The 25,918-nt window shown below is 71.3% G+C and carries 27 protein-coding genes; 11 read left to right on the top strand and 16 right to left on the bottom strand.

What is annotated here, in order from left to right:
• Window positions 1–49 precede the first annotated feature (49 nt).
• Window positions 50–361 carry an STAS domain-containing protein gene (locus tag ACLF6P_RS03970; RefSeq protein WP_415948102.1) on the bottom strand — a complete coding sequence of 104 codons (312 nt, stop codon included), beginning with the start codon at window positions 359–361 and terminating at the stop codon, window positions 50–52.
• Window positions 362–521: 160 nt separating this feature from the next.
• A complete protein-coding gene (locus tag ACLF6P_RS03965) occupies window positions 522–1,559 on the bottom strand; it encodes a sigma-70 family RNA polymerase sigma factor (protein WP_415948101.1) in 1,038 nt (345 codons plus the stop codon).
• A gap of 206 nt (window positions 1,560–1,765) precedes the next feature.
• Here ACLF6P_RS03965 and ACLF6P_RS03960 point away from each other — a divergent pair, with 206 nt between their 5' ends.
• Window positions 1,766–2,086 (top strand): DUF6401 family natural product biosynthesis protein, encoded by a 321-nt coding sequence (locus tag ACLF6P_RS03960; protein WP_415948100.1) that lies wholly within the window; start codon window positions 1,766–1,768, stop codon window positions 2,084–2,086.
• A gap of 6 nt (window positions 2,087–2,092) precedes the next feature.
• Here ACLF6P_RS03960 and ACLF6P_RS03955 read toward each other — a convergent pair whose 3' ends face one another.
• The 3 genes from ACLF6P_RS03955 to ACLF6P_RS03945 form a co-directional block, all read right to left on the bottom strand.
• Entirely contained in the window at window positions 2,093–2,878 is a 786-nt protein-coding gene (locus ACLF6P_RS03955) for a mechanosensitive ion channel family protein (protein WP_415948098.1), read from the bottom strand.
• 191 nt (window positions 2,879–3,069) lie between these two features.
• Entirely contained in the window at window positions 3,070–3,600 is a 531-nt protein-coding gene (locus tag ACLF6P_RS03950) for a hypothetical protein (RefSeq protein WP_415948096.1), read from the bottom strand.
• Window positions 3,597–3,845 carry a helix-turn-helix transcriptional regulator gene (locus ACLF6P_RS03945; RefSeq protein WP_415948095.1) on the bottom strand — a complete coding sequence of 83 codons (249 nt, stop codon included), beginning with the start codon at window positions 3,843–3,845 and terminating at the stop codon, window positions 3,597–3,599. Before ACLF6P_RS03945 ends, ACLF6P_RS03950 begins: the two co-directional genes overlap by 4 nt.
• Before the next feature lie 98 nt (window positions 3,846–3,943).
• Here ACLF6P_RS03945 and ACLF6P_RS03940 point away from each other — a divergent pair, with 98 nt between their 5' ends.
• Entirely contained in the window at window positions 3,944–4,495 is a 552-nt protein-coding gene (locus ACLF6P_RS03940; RefSeq protein ID WP_415948094.1) for a VanZ family protein, read from the top strand.
• Window positions 4,496–4,587: 92 nt separating this feature from the next.
• On the top strand, window positions 4,588–4,806 hold the full coding sequence (locus ACLF6P_RS03935; RefSeq protein ID WP_415948093.1) for a PspC domain-containing protein: 219 nt from the start codon (window positions 4,588–4,590) through the stop codon (window positions 4,804–4,806).
• Between the two features lie 167 nt (window positions 4,807–4,973).
• Here ACLF6P_RS03935 and ACLF6P_RS03930 read toward each other — a convergent pair whose 3' ends face one another.
• Window positions 4,974–5,258, bottom strand: coding sequence for an ATP-binding protein (locus tag ACLF6P_RS03930; protein ID WP_415948092.1), 285 nt, complete (start codon window positions 5,256–5,258; stop codon window positions 4,974–4,976).
• A gap of 188 nt (window positions 5,259–5,446) precedes the next feature.
• Complete coding sequence (locus tag ACLF6P_RS03925; protein WP_415948091.1) at window positions 5,447–6,592, bottom strand: adenosine deaminase; 1,146 nt, start codon at window positions 6,590–6,592, stop codon at window positions 5,447–5,449.
• 180 nt (window positions 6,593–6,772) lie between these two features.
• Between ACLF6P_RS03925 and ACLF6P_RS03920 the strand changes: the two genes are divergently transcribed.
• Entirely contained in the window at window positions 6,773–7,546 is a 774-nt protein-coding gene (locus ACLF6P_RS03920) for an alpha/beta hydrolase (protein WP_415948090.1), read from the top strand.
• 48 nt (window positions 7,547–7,594) lie between these two features.
• On the opposite strand, the gene ACLF6P_RS03915 is transcribed toward ACLF6P_RS03920, so the two are convergent.
• The 3 genes from ACLF6P_RS03915 to afsQ1 all read right to left on the bottom strand — a co-directional run bounded on the left by ACLF6P_RS03915 (window position 7,595) and on the right by afsQ1 (window position 10,649).
• Complete coding sequence (locus tag ACLF6P_RS03915; protein ID WP_415948088.1) at window positions 7,595–8,221, bottom strand: hypothetical protein; 627 nt, start codon at window positions 8,219–8,221, stop codon at window positions 7,595–7,597.
• On the bottom strand, window positions 8,218–9,831 hold the full coding sequence (locus ACLF6P_RS03910; RefSeq protein ID WP_415948087.1) for an ATP-binding protein: 1,614 nt from the start codon (window positions 9,829–9,831) through the stop codon (window positions 8,218–8,220). The genes ACLF6P_RS03915 and ACLF6P_RS03910 overlap by 4 nt, the downstream gene beginning before the upstream one ends.
• A 140-nt stretch (window positions 9,832–9,971) precedes the next feature.
• A complete protein-coding gene (afsQ1, locus tag ACLF6P_RS03905; RefSeq protein WP_415948086.1) occupies window positions 9,972–10,649 on the bottom strand; it encodes a two-component system response regulator AfsQ1 in 678 nt (225 codons plus the stop codon).
• A gap of 195 nt (window positions 10,650–10,844) precedes the next feature.
• Between afsQ1 and ACLF6P_RS03900 the strand changes: the two genes are divergently transcribed.
• Window positions 10,845–11,612: a SigE family RNA polymerase sigma factor gene (locus ACLF6P_RS03900; protein ID WP_415948084.1), complete on the top strand. Its 768-nt coding sequence runs from the start codon at window positions 10,845–10,847 to the stop codon at window positions 11,610–11,612.
• 260 nt (window positions 11,613–11,872) lie between these two features.
• Here ACLF6P_RS03900 and ACLF6P_RS03895 read toward each other — a convergent pair whose 3' ends face one another.
• Window positions 11,873–12,508: a uridine kinase family protein gene (locus ACLF6P_RS03895; RefSeq protein WP_415948083.1), complete on the bottom strand. Its 636-nt coding sequence runs from the start codon at window positions 12,506–12,508 to the stop codon at window positions 11,873–11,875.
• A gap of 171 nt (window positions 12,509–12,679) precedes the next feature.
• The gene (locus tag ACLF6P_RS03890) at window positions 12,680–13,366 is read right to left on the bottom strand and encodes a PH domain-containing protein (protein ID WP_415948082.1); all 687 of its coding nucleotides are present in this window, start codon (window positions 13,364–13,366) and stop codon (window positions 12,680–12,682) included.
• Between the two features lie 202 nt (window positions 13,367–13,568).
• Here ACLF6P_RS03890 and deoC point away from each other — a divergent pair, with 202 nt between their 5' ends.
• From deoC to ACLF6P_RS03875, 3 genes are read left to right on the top strand one after another with little or no spacing between them, the layout of a single operon-like run.
• Complete coding sequence (gene deoC / locus ACLF6P_RS03885) at window positions 13,569–14,585, top strand: deoxyribose-phosphate aldolase (protein ID WP_415948153.1); 1,017 nt, start codon at window positions 13,569–13,571, stop codon at window positions 14,583–14,585.
• Window positions 14,586–14,599: 14 nt separating this feature from the next.
• Window positions 14,600–16,048, top strand: coding sequence for an aldehyde dehydrogenase family protein (locus ACLF6P_RS03880; RefSeq protein WP_415948152.1), 1,449 nt, complete (start codon window positions 14,600–14,602; stop codon window positions 16,046–16,048).
• Window positions 16,041–16,937 carry an aldehyde dehydrogenase family protein gene (locus ACLF6P_RS03875; RefSeq protein ID WP_415948080.1) on the top strand — a complete coding sequence of 299 codons (897 nt, stop codon included), beginning with the start codon at window positions 16,041–16,043 and terminating at the stop codon, window positions 16,935–16,937. The genes ACLF6P_RS03880 and ACLF6P_RS03875 overlap by 8 nt, the downstream gene beginning before the upstream one ends.
• A 106-nt stretch (window positions 16,938–17,043) precedes the next feature.
• On the opposite strand, the gene ACLF6P_RS03870 is transcribed toward ACLF6P_RS03875, so the two are convergent.
• From ACLF6P_RS03870 to ACLF6P_RS03860, 3 genes are all read right to left on the bottom strand, one after another.
• Complete coding sequence (locus ACLF6P_RS03870) at window positions 17,044–18,702, bottom strand: phospho-sugar mutase (protein ID WP_415948078.1); 1,659 nt, start codon at window positions 18,700–18,702, stop codon at window positions 17,044–17,046.
• 167 nt (window positions 18,703–18,869) lie between these two features.
• On the bottom strand, window positions 18,870–19,682 hold the full coding sequence (locus tag ACLF6P_RS03865; RefSeq protein ID WP_415948077.1) for a purine-nucleoside phosphorylase: 813 nt from the start codon (window positions 19,680–19,682) through the stop codon (window positions 18,870–18,872).
• A 137-nt stretch (window positions 19,683–19,819) separates the two neighbouring features.
• The gene (locus tag ACLF6P_RS03860; protein ID WP_415948076.1) at window positions 19,820–20,257 is read right to left on the bottom strand and encodes a gamma-glutamylcyclotransferase; all 438 of its coding nucleotides are present in this window, start codon (window positions 20,255–20,257) and stop codon (window positions 19,820–19,822) included.
• A 206-nt stretch (window positions 20,258–20,463) separates the two neighbouring features.
• On the opposite strand from ACLF6P_RS03860, the gene ACLF6P_RS03855 reads away from it, so the two are divergent.
• Both ACLF6P_RS03855 and ACLF6P_RS03850 read left to right on the top strand, forming a co-directional pair.
• Complete coding sequence (locus tag ACLF6P_RS03855) at window positions 20,464–21,912, top strand: NAD(P)H-quinone dehydrogenase (RefSeq protein ID WP_415948075.1); 1,449 nt, start codon at window positions 20,464–20,466, stop codon at window positions 21,910–21,912.
• Between the two features lie 208 nt (window positions 21,913–22,120).
• A complete protein-coding gene (locus ACLF6P_RS03850) occupies window positions 22,121–23,062 on the top strand; it encodes a DeoR/GlpR family DNA-binding transcription regulator (RefSeq protein WP_415948074.1) in 942 nt (313 codons plus the stop codon).
• A 115-nt stretch (window positions 23,063–23,177) separates the two neighbouring features.
• Here ACLF6P_RS03850 and ACLF6P_RS03845 read toward each other — a convergent pair whose 3' ends face one another.
• Window positions 23,178–24,935: an acetyl/propionyl/methylcrotonyl-CoA carboxylase subunit alpha gene (locus tag ACLF6P_RS03845; RefSeq protein ID WP_415948072.1), complete on the bottom strand. Its 1,758-nt coding sequence runs from the start codon at window positions 24,933–24,935 to the stop codon at window positions 23,178–23,180.
• 424 nt (window positions 24,936–25,359) lie between these two features.
• Here ACLF6P_RS03845 and ACLF6P_RS03840 point away from each other — a divergent pair, with 424 nt between their 5' ends.
• Window positions 25,360–25,866 carry a hypothetical protein gene (locus ACLF6P_RS03840; RefSeq protein WP_415948070.1) on the top strand — a complete coding sequence of 169 codons (507 nt, stop codon included), beginning with the start codon at window positions 25,360–25,362 and terminating at the stop codon, window positions 25,864–25,866.
• Window positions 25,867–25,918: the final 52 nt, after the last annotated feature.

The following is a 25,918-nucleotide window of genomic DNA, read 5'->3' as shown; positions in this document are numbered from 1 at the left end:
ACACAGAGCGCAGTACGGCCCCCGCCGGGAGATCCCGGCGGGGGCCGCATCAGTTCTGCTGCTCGATCGATCCCACCACTTCGGCCAACCCCGTCAGCTGAAGCAGTCGTATCAGCGCGGGGCCGGGGTCGCGGATGCGGGTGCCGGCTCCTGCGCGGCGGGCCGTGAGGCGCAGGCGGGCCAGCGCGTCGATGACCGCGAAGTCCGCCTGGCCCGCCTGCTGCAGCGCCTGCGTATCCACGATCACTTCCGCCGCGCCGGTCAGTTCGAGCCGCCCGCGCAGGTGCTCGCACAGCTGCGGCACCTGCGCGCGGGTCAGCGGTGCGGCCAGGCGGACGATCACGGGCTCGGGTCGAGTCATGCAGGGATGACCGCCCCCGCACCGAAAACTCATCGGTACGGACCCACCACGCACCGCTATCGGCACGAACCCACCACGCACCGCGTACGTGGGGGCGGGGGCGGCCCGCCCGAGCCGCCGACGCCTCTGCCGTCTCCGCCGACGCCTACGCCACTGCGGCCTAGGCCTCCGCGGGCAGCGAATCGGGCAGCCCGAACATCGGGAACCACCGCTTCGTGTCCAGGAAGGCGTTGAGCCCGGAGATCTTTCCGTCCGTGATCTCGATGACCTGAAGCGCCCACGGCGAGTACGTACCGTCCTCGTCGAGGTGGTACTGGCCGAAGGCCGGTGTCCCGTTCGCCACCGTGGCGACGAGCTTTCCGTCGCGGCACTTCGCGCCCTGCACCAGGTGCCAGTTGACGATGTCCTCGTGGCCGGACAGCCACAGGTCGAACGGGGGCATGGACATGATCGCGTCCTCGTGGAGGAGCGAGGTCAGCGCCTCCATGTCGTACCCCTCGAAGGCCGCCACATAGCGGTCGAGCAGCTTCTGCTGTTCATCGTCCAGCGGGTCGGCGGTGTCCGTCTCCCTGATCCCGCCCGTGTCCGCGAGCGTGGCCCGCGCCCGCTGCAGCGCGCTGTTCACCGAGGCCACCGACGTGCCGAGCAGCTCGGCCACCTCGGCCGCCTTCCAGGCGAGCACCTCGCGCAGGATGAGCACGGCACGCTGCTTGGCGGGCAGATGCTGCAGCGCCGCGACGAACGCCAGCCGCACGGTCTCGCGCGCCACCGCCGTCTCCGCCGGGTCCGCCGAGGAGGGCAGCACGCGACCGTCGGGAACCGGCTCCAGCCAGGTGATCTCCGAGCGCTCGTTGAGCACCGCGGTCGCCTGGTGGGCCTGGTCGGTGAGGTCCATCGGGCGCGCCCGCTTGTTGCCCGCGTTGAGCATGTCCAGGCACACGTTGGTCGCGATCCGGTACAGCCAGGAGCGCAGCGAGGAGCGGCCCTCGAACTTGTCGTACGCCCGCCACGCGCGCACGAACGTGTCCTGTACGGCGTCCTCGGCCTCGAAGCCGGAGCCGAGCATCCGGTAGCAGTAACCGGTCAGCTCGGTCCGGTGCTTCTCCATCCGTAGATCCAGGTCCGCCCTGGTCCCTGCCGCGCCGCTCGGGTCCGCGCCCTTCAGGCCCGTACCGCTCGCATCAGACGATCCCGTCATTGGATTCACCCCGGTAGCCCTGCCTCAACACTGGCACTTCGAAAGCTACAGGCCCCCACTGACAATCGAAGGCGGGAGGGGATATCCGCCGCCACTCCCCGGCGGCGCGCATACGCCCGTCCGGGTGAGGCCCGGGGAAGCCCAGGTGATGAACAGCACGCCTTCGCCGCTACCTCGCCCCGCCCCGGCCACCGTATTTTTGAGGAATGTCCCCCCTCGCCCGGGTCAGCGAGGCGTACGGCACGCGCTTCGCCGAGTTCGCCTTCGAGCCCGCCTTCACGGCCGCCGTGGACCAGCACGTAGCGGAGATACGGGAGCGCCTCGAAGCCGCCTGCGCCGCCCTGGAGCCCTCCGCGCCGGACGCGGACCTGCTCTCCGACTACGCCCTGGGCTTCCTCGACGCGCTCGACGAGACGGGCTGGCGGGAACCGGTGGGGCACGACTACGTGGTGTGCCGCCTCACCGCCATCAGCTGGCTGGTGAGACGGCACGACCTGCTCGGCGAGGGCAGGCCCGCCGGGCACTGAGCGGAGTCACTGATCGGTGCGCTGACGCTCCTGCGCCGGCTGGTTCGCCATCGCGTCCTCGCGGCCCGCCTGGTAGGCGCCGATGTTGCCGCGGGCCTTCGCGGTTTCCTCCTCGGCCTTGTCCAGCCACTTCTCCCAGCGCTGGCGCATCGGCATGATGAGCCCGCCGCCGACACCGACGATCAGGATGCCCGCCGCGGCCGCGAGCGCCGCGATGAGCACCGGCTGCGTGACGGCCACCGCGATACCGGCCTGGCCGAGCGCGGCGATGGCGCCCAGGGTCACGATGACGGCCCACACCACCGTGCCGAGTGTCTTCCCGTACGAGACCGAGGACAGGGCGCTGGTGACGATGTCGCGGACGATGTTGGCGACGGCCATCGCCACCACGATCAGCACGATCGCGACGATGCCGCGCGGGATCCAGGCCACGATGCCGTTCAGCATGGTCGAGACCGGGTTGGTGCCGAAGACACCGAAGGCGAGCTGGAGCGTGATCAGCAGCAGGGCGAAGTAGACGACCTTGCAGACGATTCCGGTCGTGTCGTACTTCGAGCCCTCCAGCATTTGGGCAGCTCCGGCCCGCTCGGCCAGCTTCTCGGAGCCTGCCTTGCGCAGTACCCGGTTCAGTACGCGGGCGATCATCTTGGAGACGAACCAGCCGATGGCCAGGACCACCAGGAAACCGACCAGTTTCGGTACGAACTGGGCGACTTTCGACCAGGCGTCGTTGAGCCCCTGGGTGAAGTCGATGGCAAGAGTGCTGGTCAGTGCGTTGGTGGACGCGGTCACGAGTGGTACCTCGACTCAGAAAGGCCGATGAACCGGAACCCCGGCCGCCGGCGGACGTACCCCCCCTCGCTTTCCCCTAACTCCGGGATAGCACGGCGGTTACGCCCCGGCCTCCCGAGCGCCGCCCCACGGGTCGGCCCGCCGTCCCACGGGGCGGCCGCCGTCCCGGTCGGGCGCGCAGCCCGTGCCCCTCAGGCGGCCGGCCCGTCGTCCTCGCCCGGCTCGTCCTGTGCCATGAGCCCGGCCACCCACAGCGGCATCAGCCAGTGCACGGTGAGCACCGCGATGAGCACCGGCGCCGCGTACGCCGTCGGGGCCTCGCCCCGGGCCGCCCCCGCGGCCAGCAGCCCGGCGGCGGCCGCGCCGAGGAGCAGCGTCATCGCCCGGTGGGCGCGGGCCTGCACCCGGGCGCGTTCGACGGACTGCCGCTCGTCCAGCGCCCGCTCGCGCAGTTCCAGCAGGCCGCGGGTGGCCCCGTTGATCGTCCCGGTGGCCACCATCCACGGCAGGAGCAGCACGGCCATGACGGCGAGGGCCCAGAACGGTTTCCCCTCCGCGAGGTAGGAGTAGGCCATGAGCCCGCCGATGGCGGCGGTCAGCACCAGATGCGCGGCGACGGCCAGCCTCCGCCGGGCGGCCGTGGCGTACAGCGCCCGGCCCCGCCGGTCGTTCATCAGCCGCAGCATGCCGCGGTCGTAGCGCGTCAGCCGGTTCGTGGTCATGGCCTGTTCCTCCCGTAGATCTCATCCGTGAGCGGCCGGAACGGCTCGAGTGAGAACAGCGCCTCCACCGGCAGCCCGAAGAACTTCGCGATCTTCAGTGCCAGGTCGAGGCTCGGGTTGTACTGCCCCCGCTCGATGTAGCCGATGGTCTGGTAGTGCACCCCCACCGCTTCGGCCAGTTGCTGCCGCGACACCTTCCGCTCGGCGCGAATGACGGCCAGTCGGTTGTGTACCTGCTCGCTCATGTATAAGAAGTACTACATTCTAATAGGGAGGTGCAACAGCCGGAGCCGCTCCGTACCAGGGTGGAACCGCCGCGGCGCACGGCTGCGTCTACGGGGGCGTGCAGCGTCAAGGGCTTCGCGTGCAGCGTCAAGGGCTTCGTTTGAGGGCGGCAGGGGTCGTGCTCCTCGTCGTGCATCTCGCCTTCGTCGGCTGGCTGAGCCTGCGCCCGCTGGATGTGCCGTGGATGACCGCGGCGAATCTGCAGCCGTTCGCCGGGATCAAGGCCGATCTGGCCCTCGGCCCGGCCGAGGCCACCCGCCGGATCGGCGAGGCGCTGCTGCTGCTCGCGCCGCTCGGCATCCTGCTGCCCGCGGCCGGCGGGAGGCTGCACGCCTCGGTGCTGGGATCGTTCCTGCGGACCGTCGCGGCGGGCGCGATGATCTCGCTCGGCATCGAGCTCCTGCAGACCGCCGTACCGGGCCAACTCGTGGACATCGACTCGCTGATGCTCAACACCGCGGGCGTCGCCATCGCCCATCTCGCGATCGTCCCCGCGGTACGGGCCCGTATCCGACGCCAGGAGGGGCTCCCGCCGCGTGCGCCCCTGCCCAGGGATGAGGTGGCTCAGGGGCCGACCCCGACGATTCCCAGGGTCGGGATCGCACCGTAGCCGGACGCTTCGCCCGCTTTGCGAACGTAGCTTTGAACCAGATCGAGGCACCGGGAACGGCGCCTCACCGACGGTTCGCGAAGGAGCCCCCCATGACCGCCCTTGCCCGCCCGCGCGATGGACGGATGATCGGCGGAGTGTGCGCAGCGCTGGCGAAGCGCTTCGGCACCTCCGCGAAGACGATGCGTGTGATCTTCCTCGTCTCGTGTCTGCTGCCCGGCCCGCAGTTCCTCGTCTACCTGGCGCTGTGGGTGCTGCTGCCCGCCGAGCAGGGCTCGGTCCACAAGGGCACCGACGCGCCTGCGTGGTAGGCGGCACGTGGGCACCGGTCCGTACGAGGCGGACACCGGCCCGTACGAACAGCAGGGCGCCCGCCCGGAGCATGGAGACTCCGGGCGGGCCCCCTCTCGCGTGTGCGGCGACCGTGCGGCGACCGAGCGTCGTCAGCCCACCGGCATCGGCCCATCGGCCACCGGCATCAGCCCACCGGCAGACCGCCGAGCAGGCCCGCCGCGGGGGCCGCGTGGCCGATGGCCGGCTGCGCGGCGTTCAGGCCGGTCGACAGGGCGTTCTGCCCGGCGCCCACCGCCTCCGTCGCGCCCGGCACGTTCTGCGCCACCTGGGCGACCGGCAGGCCCTGGGTGAGGCCGCCGACGGCCTGGGTGGGGTCGGGCACGGGCGCTGCCGACGCGGTGCTCGCGCCCGCCGCGGCGAATGCGGCGCCGAGGACGGTGACACCGAGGGTCTTGGCAGACTGCTTCATGGTGGATCTTCCTTGCAGACGGGGCGTACGGGGAGTCGCGCGACGTGACGACGGGGGGTGGTCGAGCGGTCTCGCAAGGTAGCGATCATCTCGGCCCGTACGCAAACACCGTCCGGCGCGGGCATACGGAATGAAAAGCGGCCGGGACGTGATGTCCCGGCCGCCCTCCGTATCGCGTGTGTGCCCGTTCAGCCCTCGGAACCGCTGGTCGCGGTGGTCTGCTGGAACAGCCACTCCGACTTCAGGCCGGCGTAGCCCGGCTTGATCACGTCATTGATCATCGCGAGACGTTCATCGAAAGGAATGAACGCTGATTTCATCGCATTGACGGTGAACCACTGCATGTCGTCCAGCGTGTACCCGAACGTGTCCACCAGGTGCTCGAACTCGACGCTCATGCTCGTCCCCGACATGAGCCGGTTGTCGGTGTTCACCGTGAGGCGGAAGTGCAGCCGGCGCAGCAGCCCGATGGGGTGGTCGCCGTAGGAGCTGGCGGCGCCCGTCTGCAGGTTGGACGTGGGGCACATCTCCAGCGGGATGCGCTTGTCCCGTACGTACGAGGCGAGCCGCCCGAGCTTCACCGAACCGTCGTCGGCGACCTCGATGTCGTCGATGATCCGCACGCCGTGGCCGAGGCGGTCCGCGCCGCACCACTGCAGCGCCTGCCAGATGGAGGGCAGGCCGAAGGCCTCGCCGGCGTGGATCGTGAAGTGGTTGTTCTCGCGCTTGAGGTACTCGAAGGCGTCGAGGTGACGGGTGGGAGGGAAGCCCGCCTCGGCGCCCGCGATGTCGAAGCCGACCACGCCCTGATCGCGGTAGCGGTTCGCGAGCTCCGCGATCTCCAGGGCACGGGCCGCATGTCGCATCGCGGTGAGCAGGGCGCCGACACGGATGCGGTGCCCGTTCTCCCGGGCGCGGCGCTCGCCCTCGCGGAAGCCCTCGTTGACCGCCTCGACGACCTCTTCGAGGCTGAGGCCCTTCTCCAGATGCTGCTCGGGCGCGTAGCGGATCTCCGCGTACACCACGCCGTCCTCGGCGAGGTCCTCGGCGCACTCGGCGGCGACCCGGAAGAGCGCCTCCTTGGTCTGCATGACGGCACAGGTGTGCGCGAAGGTCTCCAGGTAGCGCGGCAGCGAACCGGAGTCCGCGGCCTCGCGGAACCAGATGCCGAGCTTGTCCGGCTCGGTCTCGGGAAGGCCTTCGTAGCCCGTCTCGCGGGCGATCTCGATGATGGTCCCGGGGCGCAGGCCGCCGTCGAGGTGGTCGTGCAGAAGCACCTTGGGGGCCCGGCGGATCTGGTCCGGGGCGGGTGCGGGGATGGTCTGGCTCGTCATTTCGGCACTCTAACGCCTACGCGCGTAGAGCGCTGCTCTCCGTGCGGAAATCATGCGCTCCCCGTGCCGGTTCCGCCGACTCTCCTTGTCGGGATCATCCGTTCCGTCCTCCGCCGTCGATACGCAACCTTGACCCCCGGGCCAGGCTCCGTACACCTCGAAGTCTGAGACTGTTCTGCCATGGCGCAGGAATCAACGCCGGTGCGCGAGGCCCGACTTGGGCGGCCCATCGGGCAGGAGACAGGACCGGGCCGCGCGGTCGCCGGGGTGGTGCTGCTGCTCCCGGCCGGCGAGGAGAGCTCGGTCCGCCGGGCCCGCCCGCTCGCGCTCGCCCAGGCCCGGGCGCTCGGCCGCCGCCTGGCCCGCGCCGGGCGGGCGGAGGGCCTGGTCGCGCACCTCGTGCACTACCGCTGCCGCGGCTGGAACGGTACGGAGGCATGGCTCGCGGCCGATGCGCTGAGGGCCGCGGACGAGGTCGTACGGCGCTACGGGGACGTTCCCGTATGCCTGGCCGGGATCGACATGGGCGGCCGGGCGGCGCTGCGCGCGGGTGGGCACCCGGCCGTCAACTCGGTGCTCGCGCTGGCGCCCTGGCTGCCCCGGCCCGCCGGGGAGGATCCGCTGGCCCCGGAGCCCGTGAAGCAACTGGTGGGGCGGCAGGTGCTGATCGCACACGGGACGAACGACGAGCGGACGGACCCCGAACTGTCCTTCCGTTTCGCCCAGCGGGCGAAGAAGATCAACCGGGACACGGCCCGCTTCGAGGTGCACTCCGACGGGCACGCCATGGTGCAGCACCGGGCGGAGGTCGCCGCGCTCGCGGTGGACTTCGTACGCGGTGCGCTGTTCGGGCACCCGTTCGCCCGCCCGGTGGCGGACGCCTTCGCCGCCCCGCCGCCGCTGGGGCTGCGGATGCCGCTGGCCTCGGGGTTCGGGCGGGCCCTGATGCAGTGAGGCGCCCGTGCCGGGGGCGGGCCCAAAGCGGGGTTCGGCAACAGCTGCTCAGTTGGCCGAGGAGGTCGGCACCGGCACCACCCCGGGACGGGCCCGTACCTCCTCCGTGCAGGCGTACGAGCGCAGCACCGCCTCCGGGTCCGGCCCGCCGAGCACCACGGCCTCCGTGCCCGGGCCGAGTCCGTGCGCCAGGGTGCAGACCACCTGCGCGAGCGCGAAGGGCGTCAGCCGGGACGGCGGTGTGCTGAGCCGCAGCGCCTGCGCCGGATCGCCTTCGCGGGCGCCCTCCACGGTGATTCCGGAGCTCACGTCCGAGGTCAGACCGGCCGTCTTCTCCGCCTGCGAGAGCTGTCGGCCGAGCTCGTCGAGCAGGGCCCCGGCCACCTCGACCCGGTCGTCCGGGGAGGTCAGGTCCGCCGGCTCCACCGAACGCTCGACGCTCACCAGTTGCGAACCGCAGATCAGGAACACCTGCACGGGCAGCTCACCGGCCGCGTGCGCCGCGATCTCGGGCGCCGAGGCGGTGCACGGCACCCGCGAGGGGGCCGCACCGAACTCGGTCGGCACCGCCGTGGACCGGATCCCGCAGCCGGCGAGCAGCGCGAGCCCGCACGCGAGCACCACCGCCCCCGCCCGCCGCCGCACCGCACGCCCCGCGAAGCCCGGCCGCCTCACCGCGCCCCCTTCGCACCTTCACCGGAGGCGGAGCCGCCCGCCTCCCGGCCGCCGCCGTCCTCTTCGAAGTCGACCTGCGCCACCTGCGCCACCTGCGCCACCTGCTCATCCCGCTCCACCTGCTCCACCCGCTCCACGAGCCCGGAGCCATTCCGCGGCAGTCGCAGTGTGAACACCGCGCCGCCCTCGGGCGAGTTCGTCGCGGTGATCTCGCCGCCGTGGGCGTGCGCGTTCTCCAGTGCGATGGAGAGCCCGAGCCCCGAACCCTCCGAGCGGGGCCGCGAGGCACTCGCCTTGTAGAAGCGGTCGAAGACATGCGGAAGGACTTCCTCCGGGATGCCGGGCCCGTGGTCACGCACCGAGATCACCACGCACTCACCGCTGCCGCCCTCCGTACCCACCGAGACCCGCACCGGGGACCCGCCGTGCTTGAGCGCATTGCCGATCAGGTTCGCCAGGATCACATCGAGCCGCCGCGGGTCGAGCCGCGCCATGATGCCCCGCTCGGCGTCGAGTTCCACCGCGTCCAGCCACGCGCGCGCGTCGATGCACGCCGTGATCTGGTCCGCGAGATCGACATCGTCGAGGACGAGCTTCGCGGTGCCCGCGTCGAAGCGGGTGACCTCCATCAGGTTCTCCACGAGGTCGTTGAGCCGCCGCGTCTCGCTCACCACAAGACGTACGGCAGGGGCGATCATCGGATCGAGCGAGTCCTCCTCCTCTTCGAGCACCTCCGTCACGGCGGTGATCGCGGTCAGCGGAGTACGCAGCTCATGGGACATGTCCGCGACGAAACGCCGGCTCGACTGCTCCCGCGCGCTCATGTCCGCGACCTTCTTCTCCAGGGAGGCCGCGGTCGCGTTGAACGTCCGCGAGAGTTCCGCGAGTTCATCCGTCCCGGACACCCGCAGCCGCGTGTCGAGCTTCCCCTCGCCGAGCCGCCGCGCGGCAACCCCGAGCCGGTGCACGGGCTTGAGCACCGTCGTCGCCGCCGCCTGCGCGAGCAGCGCCGCACCGATCAGGGCGAGCGTCGTCGCGATCCCCAGCGACCAGGCGAGCGAGGTCAGATCCTTCTGCTCGGGCGCGAGCGACTTCAGCATGTAGCCGGTCGGGCCGTCGCCCAGGACCCGCGTACCGCCGACGAGATACGGCGTCCCGTCCAGCTCCGTGCGCTGCCAGAACATCCGGTACGCCTCGGGGCCCGAACCGGACGTGTCCTGCGGGGCGTTCACCGCCTCCTGCAGCGACTCGGGCACATCGGTGAGCGAGAACTCGACGGCCCCCGACTCCTTGTCGCCCTCGGCCGCCACGGCCGTGACGGGTTTCCCGTCCGGGCCCTGAGCGATCAGGATCACCGCGTACTGCTGGCTGCTGCGCGCCATCAGACTCGCCGCGGTCTGCAGCGAGACCTTCCCCGGCTCGGACGGCAGCGTGGCCGCCCGGGTCTGCATCTCCGCCTGGAAGTCGTTGAGCGCCGCGTCCTGGGTACGGGTGAGCAGGGCCTCGCGGTTGAGCCAGTACGCGATCCCCGAGGCGGAGACCGCGGCGGTCAGCGCGACAAGCCCGAAGACCACGACGAGCCGCAGCCGCAGACTCGTGAACCGCAGCACCGCCGCCGCCCTGCGCCCCCAGCCGGGCCTGTGCGGGGCGTCGTCCGCAGCCGCCGAGTCCGTACCGTGCGCAACCGTGCTGTGGGCATCCGTACCGTGTGCGTCCGTATCCTGTGCGTCCGTACCGTGTGGATCCGATGTCACTGAGGCGTGTCCAAGCGGTACCCCACGCCACGCACCGTACGGATCAGCGTCGGCGAGGACGGGACGTCCTCCACCTTCGCGCGCAGCCGCTGCACACACGCGTCCACGAGCCGCGAGTCACCGAGATAGTCGTGCTCCCACACGAGCCGCAGCAACTGCTGCCGCGACAGCGCCTGTCCGGGCCTGCGGCTCAGTTCGAGGAGCAGTCGCAGCTCGGTCGGCGTGAGCTGCAGGTCCTCCCCGTTCTTGGTGACCGTCATCGCCGCGCGGTCGATCACCAGCGAACCGAACGTGGCCGCGTCATTGGCCTCGCGCTCGCCGCGGCGCAGCACCGCGCGGATCCGGGCGTCGAGCACCCGGCCCTGCACGGGTTTCACGACGTAGTCGTCGGCGCCCGACTCCAGGCCGACCACCACGTCGATGTCGTCGCTGCGCGCGGTGAGCAGGATGATCGGCAACTGGTCCGTGCGCCGGATACGTCGGCAGACCTCGAAGCCGTCGATGCCGGGCAGCATCACATCCAGCACGATGAGGTCGGGCCGCTGCTCGCCGAGCAGTTTCAGTCCGTCCTCACCGGTGGCAGCCGTGGCCACCCGATGACCCTGGCGTGTCAGAGACATCTCCAGGGCCGTCCGGATGGCGTCGTCGTCCTCGATCAGCAACAGGGAAGGCACGGAGGTCATTCTGGCCCATCGCACCGCCCCGTTTCGACTGTTGGGGCGCTCCGGTGCTCAACCCTCATAAGACCTACGTAAAGGCGCAGCGCCCTGTGACAGGTCTGTGACAGTCGGCTGACACCGTCGTCGAAGTGCCGGGGCAGGATCTTCACCACACGGAACACACACGGACTCCACGACGGGGGGCGCGAGATGAACACACTGTCGCACGGCACCACCTCAAGCGCAGTTGTCACGCGTCTGCACGATGTCGCGAAGTCCGGCAACGGGGGCAACGGGGGTTGCGAGAAGTCCGCTGCCGCGGGAGGGCGGGGGTGCTCCCGCGGCAACGGACGTCAGCACACCGGACTCATGGCCGTGGTCGATACGACACCGGCCGTGACCGGAGCTGACGGGGGAGCCGCGTACAGGGAGGTCTCGGGGGAGCGGGCGCCCCGGGCGGAGGCCGAGTTCACGGCCTACGTCCAGGAGCGCCGCGCCTCCCTGTACGCCACCGCCTACCACCTCACCGGTGACCGTTTCGAGGCCGAGGACCTGCTGCAGAGCGCGCTGTTCTCCACGTACCGCGCCTGGGACCGGATCTCCGACAAGGCCGCGGTCGGGGGCTACCTCCGCCGCACCATGACGAACCTGCACATCAGCGCGTGGCGCCGCCGCAAGCTGAACGAGTACCCGACCGAGGAACTGCCGGAGTCCGCAGGCGACACGGACGCGATGCGCGGCACCGAACTGCGCGCCGTCCTGTGGCAGGCGCTCGCCCGGCTGCCGGAACTCCAGCGCACGATGCTGGTCCTGCGCTACTACGAGGGCCGCACCGACCCGGAGATCGCCGACATCCTCGACATCAGCGTCGGCACGGTGAAGTCAAGCATCTGGCGCTCACTGCGCCGCCTGCGCGACGACGAGGTCCTCGCCTTCGGGCGGGACCAGGAGGAGTGCTTCGGCGAACTGGTCGCCTGAGCGCACACATGGACTCCGACCGCCGCTCCCGGGGGGAGGCGGAGGCCGGAACGGGGGGGGAGCGGGGGGAACGGGGGCCCACGGGGGACGTGGGGGAGCAGGCAGCGGGACCGGAGAGGCCGGGGGGTCTTGTCCGGTCCCGTGCTGTTTCCTGCGCCGCCGTACGGGCCCTGCCCACCCGTGAGCGCCCTGCGCGATCGCCCTACGAGGGGGTCGCCGTACGCGATCGCCCTACGAGGGGGTCGCCCTACGCGATCGCCCTACGCGGTCGTACGAGCGCGGGGGCGGCGTCCCGCGGCCGCCGCGGTGAGGCGGCTCAGAGCCTCCTCCTTGTTGCAGGGGTGGGCGCCGAGAGCGACCTGGCGGGCGACGATCGCCCGCTCCGACCGCATCAGACGCCAGCCGCGCCGCAGTAGGAAGGGCACGGACTTGCGGCCCTCCTTCAGATCCCGCAGGAACCTCCGCCGGAACGTTGTCGACGGCCGCCCGCGCAGGCACAGCGCGTCCGCGAGGACCCCCAGCTCACCGCAGCGCTCGACCAGCTCGGCCGCGAAGACGCCCTCGGCGATGAACAGCGGCGTGCGCTCGATGTCGAGGCTGTCCTCGCCGGTGCGGGAGCTGGTGGAGATGTCGTACACGGGCACGCGGGTGCGACCCGTACGGCAGAGCTCGCCGATCGCGGCGACGGCGGTGTCGGCGTCCCAGGAGGCGGGCGCGTCCCAGTCGATGTCCGTACCGCCCGCCACGACCGGCAGGGACGGATCGCCGGCCTCCTTGTAGAAGTCGTCGAGGCGCAGCACCGGAAGCCCGGAACGGGCCGCGAGACGCGATTTGCCGCCGCCGGAGGGGCCACAGAGGAGGACGACACGGGTAGGTATCGCGGGATGGGAACTCACGGAACACCAGTGTGAGGCATCCCGGCACGGGCCTCACCCCGGGGAACGCCGTTTGCAGCGCACTTCACACGACGGTCACGCCACACTCAAGCCCGGCCGGCGTTTGAGGCCGAGCGCGTTCAGCGCGACAGGGGGTCCGAAGACCCCGAGGCGGCCACCCATCCGTGGGTGCTACGCAACAGCCCCCAGCACCACCAGCAGAATCGCCCCCGCCGCCATCGGCACCAGCACCTCGTACGCCCAGCGGACCTCGACCGCTCCCTGGGCACCCTCCTCGCGGGCGTGCCGCGAGGCGAGCTCGCGCAGGTCGTCGACCGCCTGGTCGGCCGCGGCGCGGTGATCCTTGGGCGGCGCGGCGGAGGCCCGGCCCACCGCGTTCCCGTTCCCGTTCTCCTTCGCGCGGGCCGCCTCCGCCTTCGCCCGCTCCCGGTTCGCCGACTTGCGGGCCCGCAGCGACACGGGGATCGACCACAGCTGGTACTTCTCGCTTCCGGACAGCACCTCGCACGAGTACCCGGCCCGTACGGCGTCCACCGCCGCCCACGGCAGCACGATCGTGCGGAACGGATTGCGGACCCGCATCCGCTGGTTGTTGGCGTACACCGCGGGCCGCAGCGTGAACGCGACCACCAGCGGCACCACGGCGATCATTGCCGCGAGCACCAGCCAGGGCGTCATCCCGGAGCCGCGGAACAGCGCGTCCCCGCCCATCCAGATGCCGAGGCCGAGCAGCAGGACACCGCCGACGATCGCGCCCGGCGACCGGTAGACCCGGTCGGGGGTCGCGGGCTCGCCCGGCTCGGGGCGTCGGTTCTCGGAGGGGCCCTGGGAAGGCGCGGACTCGTCGCGGGAGCTCATGCCGTCGATTCTGCCCCAGGGGGCACCGGCGGGGCTCGTGAGGTGCCCCAAGGCGAACCACCCACGGCGAACCACCTACGGCGACCCAACCCCCATGAGAGTGCCTCCACGGCACCCCACCTCGTCCCCGAGAGGACTTCACCTCGTCCCCCGGGAGGGCTTCACAAGCCGCTACGCGCGTAGATATGCTCCCCTCGTGAGCATGCCCCCAGTCCCCAAGTCAGACAAGTCGCCCAAGGGCGAGACGAAGGCCGAGGCGCTGGCCGAGCAGGCAGCCCCCGCCGAGTCCCCCTTCGCCGACGTCACCTCCTCCGACGCCACCCTCCGCCGCTTCCTCCACGGCCTGCCCGGCGTGGACACCGTCGGTCTGGAGGCGCGTGCCGCCGCGCTCGGCACGCGTTCCATCAAGACGACGGCCAAGGCGTACGCCATCGATCTGGCCATCTCGATGATCGATCTGACGACCCTGGAGGGCGCCGACACGGCGGGCAAGGTCCGCGCGCTCGGCGCCAAGGCCGTCAACCCGGACCCGACCGACCGCGGCACCCCCAGGACCGCTGCCGTCTGCGTCTACCCGGACATGGTGGCCACCGCCAAGGAGGCCGTCGCCGGCTCGGGCGTCAAGGTCGCCTCCGTCGCCACCGCCTTCCCGGCGGGCCGTGCCGCCCTGGACGTGAAGCTCGCCGACACGAAGGACGCGGTCGCCGCGGGCGCCGACGAGATCGACATGGTGATCGACCGCGGCGCCTTCCTCGCGGGCGACTTCATGAAGGTGTACGAGGAGATCCGTGCCGTGAAGGAGGCCTGCGGCGAGGCCCGCCTCAAGGTGATCTTCGAGACCGGCGAACTCTCCACGTACGACAACATCCGCCGCGCCTCCTGGCTCGGCATGATCGCCGGCGCGGACTTCATCAAGACCTCGACCGGCAAGGTCGGCGTCAACGCCACTCCGGCGAACACCCTGCTCATGCTGGAGGCCGTGCGCGACTTCCGGGCGCAGACCGGGGTACAGGTGGGGGTGAAGCCCGCGGGCGGCATCCGCACCACCAAGGACGCCATCAAGTTCCTGGTCCTGGTCAACGAGACGGCCGGGCCCGACTGGCTTGACAACCACTGGTTCCGCTTCGGCGCCTCCAGCCTCCTCAACGACCTGCTCATGCAGCGTCAGAAGCTGGCCACCGGACGCTACTCCGGCCCTGACTACGTGACGGTGGACTGATCGAGATGACCCCCATGACCACCCCCGAGACCAACCCGTTCGAGTACGCGCCCGCACCCGAATCCCGCTCGGTCGTCGACATCGCGCCCTCCTACGGCCTGTTCATCGACGGCGAGTTCTCCGAGGCCGCCGACGGCCGGGTCTTCAAGACCGTCTCGCCGAGCACCGAGGAGGTCCTCTCCGAGGTCGCCCGCGCGGGCGCCGAGGACGTGGACCGTGCGGTGAAGGCCGCCCGCAAGGCCTTCGAGAAGTGGTCGGCGCTGCCCGGCGCCGAACGCGGCAAGTACCTCTTCCGTATCGCCCGGATCATTCAGGAGCGCAGCCGCGAGCTGGCCGTCCTGGAGACCCTCGACAACGGAAAACCGATCAAGGAGACCCGCGACGCGGACCTGCCGCTGGTCGCCGCGCACTTCTTCTACTACGCGGGCTGGGCCGACAAGCTCGGCCACGCGGGCTACGGCCCGGACCCGAAGCCGCTGGGCGTCGCGGGCCAGGTCATCCCGTGGAACTTCCCGCTGCTCATGCTCGCGTGGAAGATCGCACCGGCGCTCGCGACCGGCAACACCGTCGTCCTCAAGCCCGCCGAGACCACCCCGCTCTCCGCCCTCTTCTTCGCGGACATCTGCCGCCAGGCGGGCCTGCCCAAGGGTGTCGTCAACATCCTCCCGGGCTACGGGGACGCGGGCGCCGCCATCACGGCGCACCAGGACGTCGACAAGGTCGCCTTCACCGGCTCCACGGCCGTCGGCAAGGAGATCGCCCGCACCCTCGCGGGCACCGACAAGAAGCTCACCCTGGAGCTGGGCGGCAAGGGCGCCAACATCGTCTTCGACGACGCCCCCATCGACCAGGCCGTCGAGGGCATCGTCGGCGGCATCTTCTTCAACCAGGGCCAGGTCTGCTGCGCGGGCTCCCGCCTCCTCGTCCAGGAGTCCATCCAGGAGGAGCTGCTCGACTCGCTCAAGCGGCGCCTGACCACCCTCCGCCTCGGCGACCCGCTCGACAAGAACACCGACATCGGCGCGATCAACTCCGAGGAGCAGCTCGCCCGTATCACCGCACTCGTCGAGACCGGCGAGGCGGAGGGCGCCGAGCGCTGGAGCGCGCCCTGCGAGCTGCCGGGCACCGGCTACTGGTTCGCGCCCACGCTGTTCACGGGCGTCACCCAGGCCCACACCGTCGCCCGCGACGAGATCTTCGGCCCGGTGCTGTCGGTCCTCACCTTCCGTACGCCCGACGAGGCCGTCGCGAAGGCCAACAACACCCCGTACGGACTCTCGGCCGGCATCTGGACCGAGAAGGGCTCGCGCATCCTCGCCGTCGCGAACAAGCTGCGCGCGGGCGTGATCTGGTCCAACACGTTCAACAAGTTCGACCCGACCTCGCCGTTCGGCGGCTACAAGGAGTCGGGCTTCGGCCGCGAGGGCGGCCGGCACGGTCTGGAGGCGTACCTCGATGTCTGAGCGCACTGACGGGCGGCTGTCCGTCTTCAAGACCTACAAGCTGTACGTGGGCGGGAAGTTCCCTCGTTCCGAGAGCGGCCGGGTGTACGAAGTGAACGACGCAAAGGGCAACTGGCTGGCCAACGCCCCGCTGTCCTCCCGCAAGGACGCCCGCGACGCGGTGGTCGCCGCGCGCAAGGCCTTCGGCGGCTGGGCGGGCGCCACGGCGTACCTGCGCGGCCAGATCCTGTACCGGGTCGCGGAGATGCTGGAGGGCCGTCGCGAGCAGTTCGTACGCGAGGTCGCCGACGCCGAGGGCCTGTCCAAGGCCAAGGCGGCCGCGGTCGTGGACGCGGCGATCGACCGCTGGGTCTGGTACGCGGGCTGGACCGACAAGATCGCTCAGGTGACCGGCGGCGGCAACCCGGTCGCGGGCCCCTTCTTCAACCTGTCCTCGCCCGAGCCGACGGGTGTGGTCACGGTCCTCGCGCCGCAGGATTCCTCCTTCCTGGGCCTGGTCTCCGTCCTCGCCCCCGTGATCGCCACCGGCAACACCGCCGTGGTCATCGCCTCCGAGGACCGCCCGCTGCCCGCCCTCTCCCTCGCCGAGGTACTCGCCACCTCCGACGTCCCCGGCGGCGTGGTCAACATCCTCTCCGGCCGCACGGCGGAGATCGCCACCCCGCTCGCCGCCCACCAGGACGTCAACGCGATCGACCTCGCGGGTGCGGAGGAGCAGCTCGCCAAGGAGCTGGAGGTCGCGGCGGCCGACAACCTGAAGCGCGTCCTGCGTCCACAGTCTGTGGACTGGACCGCGGACCCCGGCACCTCCCGCATGACGGCCTTCCTGGAGACCAAGACCGTCTGGCACCCCACCGGGTCGCTGGGCTCGGGCGGGTCGTCCTACTGAGAGCTGTGCAGGCTGAGCGCCGCTCAAGGCTCCGCAGACGAGTGGGCCCCCTCGGTACGGGAAGTACCGAGGGGGCCCACTCGTTTGGCCGAGCCGGTGGGGCGGCTCAGATTCCGGCCGCCGCCGCCAGGTCCCGCTTGATCCCGGCGAGCAGCTGCCCGGCCTGGGCGCGGGCCGCGGGCACACCCGCCACGCCCCCGTCGACCGGGACGACGACCTCCAGGTAGCACTTCAGCTTGGGCTCGGTGCCGCTCGGGCGGACGATCACGCGCGCGCCGTCCAGGGTGTAGCGCAGGCCGTCCGTGGGCGGCAGGGTCTCCGTGCCCTCGGCGAGGTCCTCGCGGCGTACGACGTCGAGGCCGGCGAGGACCGTCGGCGGCTGCTCGCGCAGCCTGCGCATGGCGTCCGCGATGATCGACAGGTCCTCGACGCGTACCGAGAGCTGGTCGGTCGCGTGCAGGCCGTGCTCGACGGCAAGCTCGTCGAGCAGGTCGAGGAGGGTGCGGCCCCCCGCGGCGGAGCCGCTCTTCGACTCGGCCTTGAGCTCGGAAGCCAGCTCGGCGACGAGCAGCGCGGCCGTGATGCCGTCCTTGTCGCGTACGCCCTCGGGGTCGACGCAGTAGCCGAGCGCCTCCTCGTAGCCGAAGCGCAGGCCCTCGACGCGGGCGATCCACTTGAAGCCGGTCAGCGTCTCCTCGTAGCCGAGTCCCGCCTTCGCGGCGATCCGCCCGAGGAGGGAGGAGGAGACGATCGACTCGGCGAAGACGCCTTCGACGCCGCGGCGTACGAGATGGGCGGCGAGCAGCGAACCGACCTCGTCGCCGTGGAGCATCCGCCAGCGCTCGCCGTCGTGCACGGCCACGGCGCAGCGGTCGGCGTCCGGGTCGTTGGCGATGACCAGGTCAGGACGCTCCCGCTCGGCGGCGGCGAACGCGAGGTCCATGGCGCCCGGCTCCTCCGGGTTGGGGAAGGCGACCGTCGGGAAGTCCGGATCGGGCTCGGCCTGCTCGGCGACGACGGCCGGCTCGGGGAAGCCCGCGCGGGCGAAGGCGGCGAGCAGGGTCTCCTTGCCGACGCCGTGCATGGGCGTGTAGACGGTCCGGGCGGTGCGGGCCGAGCCGGGCTTCAGGACCGCGTCCGTACGGGCGAGATACGCCTCGACGACCTCGTCGCCGAGCGTCTCCCAGCCGCTCTCGGGGCGCGGGACGTCGGCGAGCGCCTGGACGGCGGCGATCTCGGCGGCGATCTCCGCGTCGGCGGGCGGCACGATCTGCGAGCCGTCGCCGAGGTAGACCTTGTAGCCGTTGTCGCGCGGCGGGTTGTGGCTCGCGGTCACCTCGACACCGGCCACGGCGCCCAGATGCCTTATGGCGTACGCGAGGACGGGCGTCGGCAGCGGCTTCGGCAGCAGGGCGGCGCGGAGCCCGGCGCCCGTCATGACGGCGGCGGTGTCCCGCGCGAAGTCCGCGGACTTGTACCGCGCGTCGTAACCGATGACGACGAGGCCGCCGTCCTGCCCCTTCGCCTTCAGATACGCGGCGAGTCCGGCGGCGGCGCGGATGACGACGCTCCGGTTCATCCGCATGGGCCCGGCCCCGAGCTCGCCGCGCAGCCCGGCGGTCCCGAACTGCAGTGTCCCGGCGAACCGCTCGGCCAGCGCGTCCACATCCCCGGCCTCGATGAGCTTCGCCAGCTCATCCCGGGTCTCGGCATCGGGATCCTCGCCGAGCCAGGCCTGCGCACGAGCGATGAGTTCTTCGGACACGGTGAATGCCTTTCGGGGAGCAGGAGGTCCAGGGGGAGGCGGCGAGGGGCGGCTGGGGCGTGTTTCGAAACACGCCCTGACGCGGGGTGGGTGCCCCGGGGGGGAGGGTGCGGCGCACGGTGGCCGCACGGAGGCCGCACGGTGGCCGCACCCTCACTCCGTGGGTATCAGATCCGGGACAGGACCTGCGTGAGGAGGCGGCCCATCCGGGCCGCCGAGTCGCGGCCCGCCTGGAGGACCTCCTCGTGGTTCAGCGGCTCGCCCGTCATGCCCGCCGCCAGGTTGGTGACGAGGGAGATGCCGAGCACCTCCGCGCCCGCCTCGCGGGCGGCGATCGCCTCCAGGACCGTCGACATGCCCACCAGGTCCGCACCGATCGTGCGGGCCATGTGGATCTCGGCCGGCGTCTCGTAGTGCGGGCCGGGGAACTGGGCGTACACGCCCTCCTCCAGCGTCGGGTCGACCTCCTTGCACAGCGCGCGCAGGCGCGGCGAGTACAGGTCGGTCAGATCGACGAAGTTCGCGCCGACGATCGGCGAGGTCGCCGTCAGGTTCAGGTGGTCGGCGATCAGGACGGGCTGGCCGGGGCGCATGCCCTCGCGCAGACCGCCGCAGCCGTTGGTCAGGACGACCGTCTTGCAGCCGGCGGCCACGGCGGTGCGCACACCGTGCGCGACGGCCGCGACGCCACGGCCCTCGTAGTAGTGGGTGCGGCCGAGGAAGAGCAGCGCGCGCTTGTCGCCGATCTTGTACGAGCGGATCTTGCCGCCGTGGCCCTCGACGGCCGGCGGCGGGAAGCCGGGCAGCTCGGTCACGGGGAACTCGGCCTCGGGCGTGCCGAGCGCGTCCACGGCGGGGGCCCACCCCGAGCCCATCACGAGGGCGACGTCATGGGTCTCGGCCCCGGTCAGCTCGCGCAGCGTGGCGGCTGCGGCGTCGGCGGAGGCGTACGGGTCGGTGGGGGTAATCGAAGCGTTCACGCCCAAGAGCGTAGCCGTTCTCGGCCTACGCGCGTAGACCCTTGGGGTACAAGTGTGGCGGAGAACGCTTGTGCGTTTCGCCAACAGGGTGTGGATCTCGTGGGCGGACGCAGGTCCGCAAGGCGAAGTCTTCGAGGTCAGCAGGGCCGCTTGCGCAGCTCCATGACGTAGTCGTGCGGCGCGCCGGCCGACTCCGCCGCGTCGGCGATCTCGCCGAGGTAGCGGGCCGAGGGCAGGCCGCCCTCGTAGCCGTTCAGGACGTACACCCACGCCGGCATCTCGCCTTCCAGCGTCTGCACCCTGACCCGCATCCGCCGGTAGATGTCGAGCCCGACACCCTCCCAGCGGTCCATGGAGTCCTCGTCCATCGGGGCGACGTCGTACAGCGCGACGAACACCTGCGAGCGCGGCGCCTCGACGACCGTGGCGAGCGCCCCCTCCCATCCCATGTGCTCCCCGCCGAAGGTCAGGCGCCAGCCGTTCAGCCATCCGGTGGCACGCAGCGGCGAATACGGGGCGCGGCGGGACATGAGCCGCGGGTCGAGATTGCCGGCGTACGCGGCGTAGAGCGACATGGGACCGAGGGTACGGCAGAGGGGGCCGCCGGTCGTGCGGACCGGCACGGCCCGCGGGACCCGGTCCGTACCCGCGCGCCCGCCGTCCATCTCCCGGCCGTGCGCCGTCCTGCCCTCCGTGCCACCCCCGATTCGCGCCCCGGCCGAGCAGCGCGCCCTCACACGCGGAGCCCCCGGGGGCGTGAGCACGCGCGTCGTGCGGGACAATGGAGTACGTGACTCGGATCGTGATCATCGGTGGCGGACCCGGCGGATACGAAGCGGCCCTCGTGGCGGCTCAACTCGGCGCGGAGGTGACCGTCGTGGACTGCGACGGCCTGGGCGGGGCGTCGGTGCTGACCGACTGCGTGCCGTCCAAGACTCTGATCGCCACGGCCGAGGTGATGACCACCTTCGACTCCTCGTACGAAGAGCTGGGCATCATCGTCGAGGACGGCACCCCCGATCCGGAGAATCCGGCCCGGGTCGTCGGCGTGGACCTCAGCAAGGTCAACCGCCGCGTGAAGCGCCTCGCGCTCGCCCAGTCGCACGACATCACCGCCGCCGTCACGCGCGCCGGCGCCAAGGTGATGCGCGGCCGCGGCCGCCTCGGCGGCCCGCAGGGCATCGACGGCACCCGCGATGTCATCGTCACCGCCGCCGACGGCACCGAGACGCTGCTCACCGCCGACGCCATCCTGATCGCCACCGGCGGCCACCCGCGCGAGCTCGCCGACGCCGAGCCCGACGGCGAGCGCATCCTCAACTGGACGCAGGTTTACGACCTGGAGGAGCTCCCCGAGGAGCTCATCGTGGTCGGTTCCGGTGTCACCGGCGCCGAGTTCGCCGGTGCCTACCAGGCGCTCGGCTCCAAGGTCACCCTCGTCTCCTCCCGCGACCGCGTGCTCCCGGGCGAGGACCCGGACGCCGCCGCGGTCCTGGAGGACGTCATGCGCCGCCGCGGCATGAACGTCATGGCCCGCTCGCGCGCCGCCTCCGCCAAGCGCGTCGGCGACCGCGTCGAGGTCACCCTCGCCGACGGCCGCGTCATCTCCGGTACGCACTGCCTGATGGCCGTCGGCGCCGTGCCCAACACGGCGGGCATGGGCCTGGAGGAGGCCGGGGTCCGGCTGAAGGAGTCCGGTCACATCTGGACCGACAAGGTCTCGCGCACGTCCGCTTCCGGCGTGTACGCGGCCGGTGACGTGACCGGCGTGTTCGCGCTCGCCTCCGTCGCGGCCATGCAGGGCCGCATCGCGATGTACCACTTCCTGGGCGACGCGGTGGCGCCGCTCAACCTGAAGACCGTCTCCTCGAACGTCTTCACCGACCCGGAGATCGCCACCGTCGGCTACACCCAGGCCGACGTGGACGGCGGCAAGATCGAGGCCCGGGTCGTCAAGCTCCCGCTGCTCCGTAACCCGCGCGCGAAGATGCAGGGCATCCGGGACGGCTTCGTCAAGATCTTCTGCCGTCCGGGTACGGGCATCGTGGTCGGCGGCGTGGTCGTCGCCCCGCGCGCTTCGGAACTGATCCACCCCATCTCGATCGCGGTCGACAACAACCTGACGGTGGAACAGATCGCGAAAGCGTTCACGGTCTACCCCTCCCTGTCGGGCTCGATCGCGGAGGTCGCGCGCCAGCTGCACACCCGCAAGGCGACCGGCGAGGTCTGAACCCGCCCCGCCCCGCAGGCCGTTGCCGCAGGCAGAGCGGTGACGGGCCGTTGACTCCCGTCCGATTACGGAGAGTTGGGCCCCAGTCGTCCGGCATAGGCCAGAGGGCTGGGGCCTTATACCACTCCGGGCGTCCTCACATGCTCATCTTCTGTAATTCGGCGCAAAGTGCTGAAAGCAGACGGACGTTGGGGTTACTGTCAGTTTCGTGTTCGCTGCAGAACGTCGCCAATTGATCCTCGAAATGGTGCGCGCCAACGGGGCCGTTTCGCTCCGTGAGCTCGCCCGCGTCGTCCAGACCTCCGAAGTGACCGTACGGCGGGACGTGCGGGCACTGGAGGCAGAAGGACTCCTGGACCGCCGCCACGGCGGAGCGGTCCTCCCCGGCGGATTCACCCGTGAATCCGGCTTCCCCCAGAAATCCCATCTGGCGACCGCCGAGAAGACGGCGATCGCCGACCTCGCCGCCGGACTCGTCGAAGAGGGCGAGGCGATCGTGGTCGGAGCGGGTACGACCACACAGGAGCTGGCCCGCCGGCTCGCCCGCGTACCCGGCCTGACGGTCGTCACCAACTCACTGCTCGTGGCACAGGCGCTCGCCCATGCCAACCGGGTCGAAGTGGTGATGACCGGCGGAACCCTGCGCGGCTCCAACTACGCCCTGGTGGGCAGTGGTGCGGAGCAGTCACTGCAAGGGCTGCGGGTGTCCCGTGCGTTCCTGTCCGGCAGCGGCCTGACCGCCGAGCGCGGCCTTTCGACGTCCAACATGCTGTCGGCGTCGGTGGACCGGGCGCTCGTGCAGGCCGCGGCGGAGGTGGTGGTCCTCGCGGACCACACCAAGCTGGGGACGGACACGATGTTCCAGACGGTGCCGACGGATGTCATCACCCACCTGGTGACGGACGAGCCGCCCGCGCACGACGAGCGGGCCGCCACGGAGTTGCAGGCCCTTGCGGACCAAGGCGTCCAGGTGGCGGTGGCCGGGTCATCGCCACCGGGCGCCGAACCCGTCCCGCCGGGGCGCCAGCCGCGCCGGGACGTGCCGCTGCCCGGGCAACGGCGAGGCGTCACGGCGCCCGCGCTCCGGCCCGCCTCGGCGTTGGCGGGGGCGGGGGAGGGGGCCAGGGTGGCGGATCTGCGTCGCCGGTAGGACGTGACACGCCCTAGCGCACCCGCTGTCGCGCTTCAACGCGCTCGACCTCGATCGCCGGCCGGGCTGAAACAGCACAGCCGGCGATCGAGGCGAATCCGAGTCGAGCTCGGACTCAGTCCTTGATCTCGCAGATCACCGCACCGGAGGTGAGCGACGCGCCCACCTCCGCCGCCAGGCCCTTGACCGTCCCGGCCCGGTGCGCGTTGATGGGCTGCTCCATCTTCATCGCCTCCAGGACCACGATCAGCTCGCCCTCGGCGACCGTCTGGCCCTCCTCCACGGCGACCTTGACGATCGTTCCCTGCATGGGGGAGGCGAGCGTGTCACCGGAGGCGGCAGGGCCGGACTTCTTCGCCGCGCGCCGCTTCGGCTTGGCGCCCGCCGCGAGGCCCGTACGGGCCAGCGTCATGCCCAGCGAGGACGGCAGGGAGACCTCGAGCCGCTTGCCGCCGACCTCGACGACGATCGTCTCGCGGCCCGCCTCGTCCTCGTCCTCGGCGGCCTCGGGGGCCACCGAGAACGGCGCGATCTCGTTGACGAACTCCGTCTCGATCCACCGCGTGTGCACCTTGAACGGGTCCGCGGTGAAGGCGGGGTCGACCACCACGGCCCGGTGGAACGGGATGGCCGTCGCCATGCCCTCCACCTTGAACTCCGCCAGCGCACGCGCCGCACGCTGCAGCGCCTGCTCACGGCTCGCACCGGTGACGATCAGCTTCGCCAGCAGCGAGTCCCACGCCGGGCCGATGACCGAGCCGGACTCGACACCGGCGTCCAGGCGGACACCCGGGCCGGTCGGCGGCGCGAACAGCGAGACCGTGCCGGGCGCCGGAAGGAAGTTGCGCCCCGGGTCCTCGCCGTTGATGCGGAACTCGAAGGAGTGGCCGCGGATCTCCGGGTCGCCGTAACCGAGTTCCTCGCCGTCGGCGATACGGAACATCTCGCGCACCAGGTCGATGCCCGTGACCTCCTCGGTCACCGGGTGCTCCACCTGCAGACGCGTGTTGACCTCAAGGAAGGAGATCGTGCCGTCCAGGCCGACCAGGAACTCGACGGTGCCGGCGCCGACGTATCCGGCCTCCTTGAGGATCGCCTTCGAGGCCGCGTACAGCTCGGCGTTCTGCGCCTCGGTCAGGAACGGCGCGGGTGCCTCCTCGACGAGCTTCTGGTGGCGGCGCTGCAGCGAGCAGTCACGGGTCGAGACGACGACCACGTTGCCGTGCCGGTCGGCCAGGCACTGGGTCTCGACGTGCCGCGGCTTGTCCAGGTAACGCTCGACGAAGCATTCGCCGCGCCCGAAGGCGGCGACGGCCTCGCGTACGGCCGAGTCGTAGAGCTCCGGCACCTCTTCGAGGGTGCGGGCCACCTTCAGGCCGCGGCCGCCGCCACCGAAGGCGGCCTTGATCGCGATCGGCAGGCCGTGCTCCTCGGCGAAGGCCACGACCTCCTCGGAGCCGCTCACCGGGTCCGGCGTACCGGCCACGAGCGGCGCGCCCGCGCGCTGCGCGATGTGGCGCGCGGCGACCTTGTCGCCCAGGTCGCGGATCGCCTGCGGCGGCGGGCCGATCCAGATCAGGCCCGCGTCCAGGACCGCCTGGGCGAACTCGGCGTTCTCCGAGAGAAATCCGTAGCCCGGGTGGATGGCGTCAGCCCCCGACTCGCGGGCGGCCTTGAGGACCTTCTCCATGTCCAGGTAGCTGCTCGCCGGAGTGTCACCACCAAGGGCGAACGCTTCATCCGCGGCCCGTACATGCAGAGCGTCCCGGTCCGGGTCGGCGTAGACGGCTACGCTCGCGATCCCTGCGTCCCGGCATGCCCGGGCTACGCGGACAGCAATTTCGCCACGGTTGGCGATGAGCACCTTGCGCACGATGGCTCCCTCCTTGAAACAAGCTGAGTTTAGGGACAGCCGACACGGCGTTACGACCCGTCCCCAAGGGTGAGCTTGCCCACACGCAGTGTGATCCGGGGGCCGCTCCACTCGCGAAATCCCTTGTCGCACCAAGGTACGCCGGGTTTCTTGACAGCACGGTAACCGCGGGATGTGGTGCAGGTCTCTGTTCCGGCGGCCAGCGCCGCCGCGCGTTTCTTTGTGGAGTCCCTACGAACGGCCGAATCATTCTTTGCCCGCGAGGCCGCGCCGGGCCCTTGCGGGCGCTCTTGACCGGGCCGGAACCCTTGCCCTGGCCCTTACCCGCCAGTAGCCTTCGCCGACGAAGCGTAGGGGTAACCCGGGGTAGTAGGGGTGACCCGAGGCGGTGGCAGCGGCGGCGGCAGTGGGGGTAGGGGTTCACGTGGTGCGCAGAGTGGCGGCGGTCGTGGCCGCGATCCTTCTCCTGATCGAGGCCGTGGGCCTGCTGATCGTCAACGTGGTGCTCGCCAAGGTCACCGAGGCGCAGTCGATGTCCCTGGACGGACTCGACCCGGATGTCATGTCGACCTCCACGTACGTCCTGGCGGTCGTCATCTTCCTCTACCTCGGCGCCTGCGCGCTGATCCTCCTGATCTCCGCGATCCGGGGCCGCCCGCACGGCCGCTTCGCCCGCGTCCTGCTGATCAGCGCGGCCGTGCTGCACGCGATCCTCGGCGCGGTCACCGTCGGTATCGTCGGCTGGGGCGCCTTCGCCTTCATGATGGTGCTCTTCGGGCTGCTCGTGCTCAGCCTCATGTCATACGAGCAGAAGCCGGCCGCCCCCACCGAGGAACCACCGCCGACCCCTCCCACGGCGCCGACCCCTCCCACGGCACCGACGGCACCGACGGGCCCGGCGAACGGCGACGGAACACCACAGACCGCCTGAACGGCGGCCTGCGCGCAACCGGCCTCGCCGAGCGGCCTCCCCGAGCGGAGAG

It is taken from the genome of Streptomyces lothianensis (assembly GCF_047779955.1).
Lineage (GTDB): Bacteria > Actinomycetota > Actinomycetes > Streptomycetales > Streptomycetaceae > Streptomyces.
The sequence above is the reverse complement of the archived record's forward strand: the minus strand, read 5'-3'. Positions and strand labels throughout refer to the sequence as shown.

Bases quoted from the DNA above. Each gene is read 5' to 3' on its own strand.
- ACLF6P_RS03890 (WP_415948082.1), bottom strand. From the start codon at position 13,366: ATGAGCTCCCGCGACGAGTCCGCGCCTTCCCAGGGCCCCTCCGAGAAC.
- ACLF6P_RS03855 (WP_415948075.1), top strand. From the start codon at position 20,464: ATGGAGTACGTGACTCGGATCGTGATCATCGGTGGCGGACCCGGCGGA.
- ACLF6P_RS03960 (WP_415948100.1), top strand. From the start codon at position 1,766: ATGTCCCCCCTCGCCCGGGTCAGCGAGGCGTACGGCACGCGCTTCGCC.
- ACLF6P_RS03900 (WP_415948084.1), top strand. From the start codon at position 10,845: ATGAACACACTGTCGCACGGCACCACCTCAAGCGCAGTTGTCACGCGT.
- ACLF6P_RS03970 (WP_415948102.1), bottom strand. From the start codon at position 361: ATGACTCGACCCGAGCCCGTGATCGTCCGCCTGGCCGCACCGCTGACC.
- ACLF6P_RS03925 (WP_415948091.1), bottom strand. From the start codon at position 6,592: ATGACGAGCCAGACCATCCCCGCACCCGCCCCGGACCAGATCCGCCGG.
- ACLF6P_RS03945 (WP_415948095.1), bottom strand. From the start codon at position 3,845: ATGAGCGAGCAGGTACACAACCGACTGGCCGTCATTCGCGCCGAGCGG.
- ACLF6P_RS03920 (WP_415948090.1), top strand. From the start codon at position 6,773: ATGGCGCAGGAATCAACGCCGGTGCGCGAGGCCCGACTTGGGCGGCCC.
- ACLF6P_RS03950 (WP_415948096.1), bottom strand. From the start codon at position 3,600: ATGACCACGAACCGGCTGACGCGCTACGACCGCGGCATGCTGCGGCTG.
- ACLF6P_RS03935 (WP_415948093.1), top strand. From the start codon at position 4,588: ATGACCGCCCTTGCCCGCCCGCGCGATGGACGGATGATCGGCGGAGTG.
- ACLF6P_RS03875 (WP_415948080.1), top strand. From the start codon at position 16,041: ATGTCTGAGCGCACTGACGGGCGGCTGTCCGTCTTCAAGACCTACAAG.
- ACLF6P_RS03965 (WP_415948101.1), bottom strand. From the start codon at position 1,559: ATGACGGGATCGTCTGATGCGAGCGGTACGGGCCTGAAGGGCGCGGAC.
- ACLF6P_RS03880 (WP_415948152.1), top strand. From the start codon at position 14,600: ATGACCACCCCCGAGACCAACCCGTTCGAGTACGCGCCCGCACCCGAA.
- ACLF6P_RS03860 (WP_415948076.1), bottom strand. From the start codon at position 20,257: ATGTCGCTCTACGCCGCGTACGCCGGCAATCTCGACCCGCGGCTCATG.
- deoC (WP_415948153.1), top strand. From the start codon at position 13,569: ATGCCCCCAGTCCCCAAGTCAGACAAGTCGCCCAAGGGCGAGACGAAG.
- ACLF6P_RS03930 (WP_415948092.1), bottom strand. From the start codon at position 5,258: ATGAAGCAGTCTGCCAAGACCCTCGGTGTCACCGTCCTCGGCGCCGCA.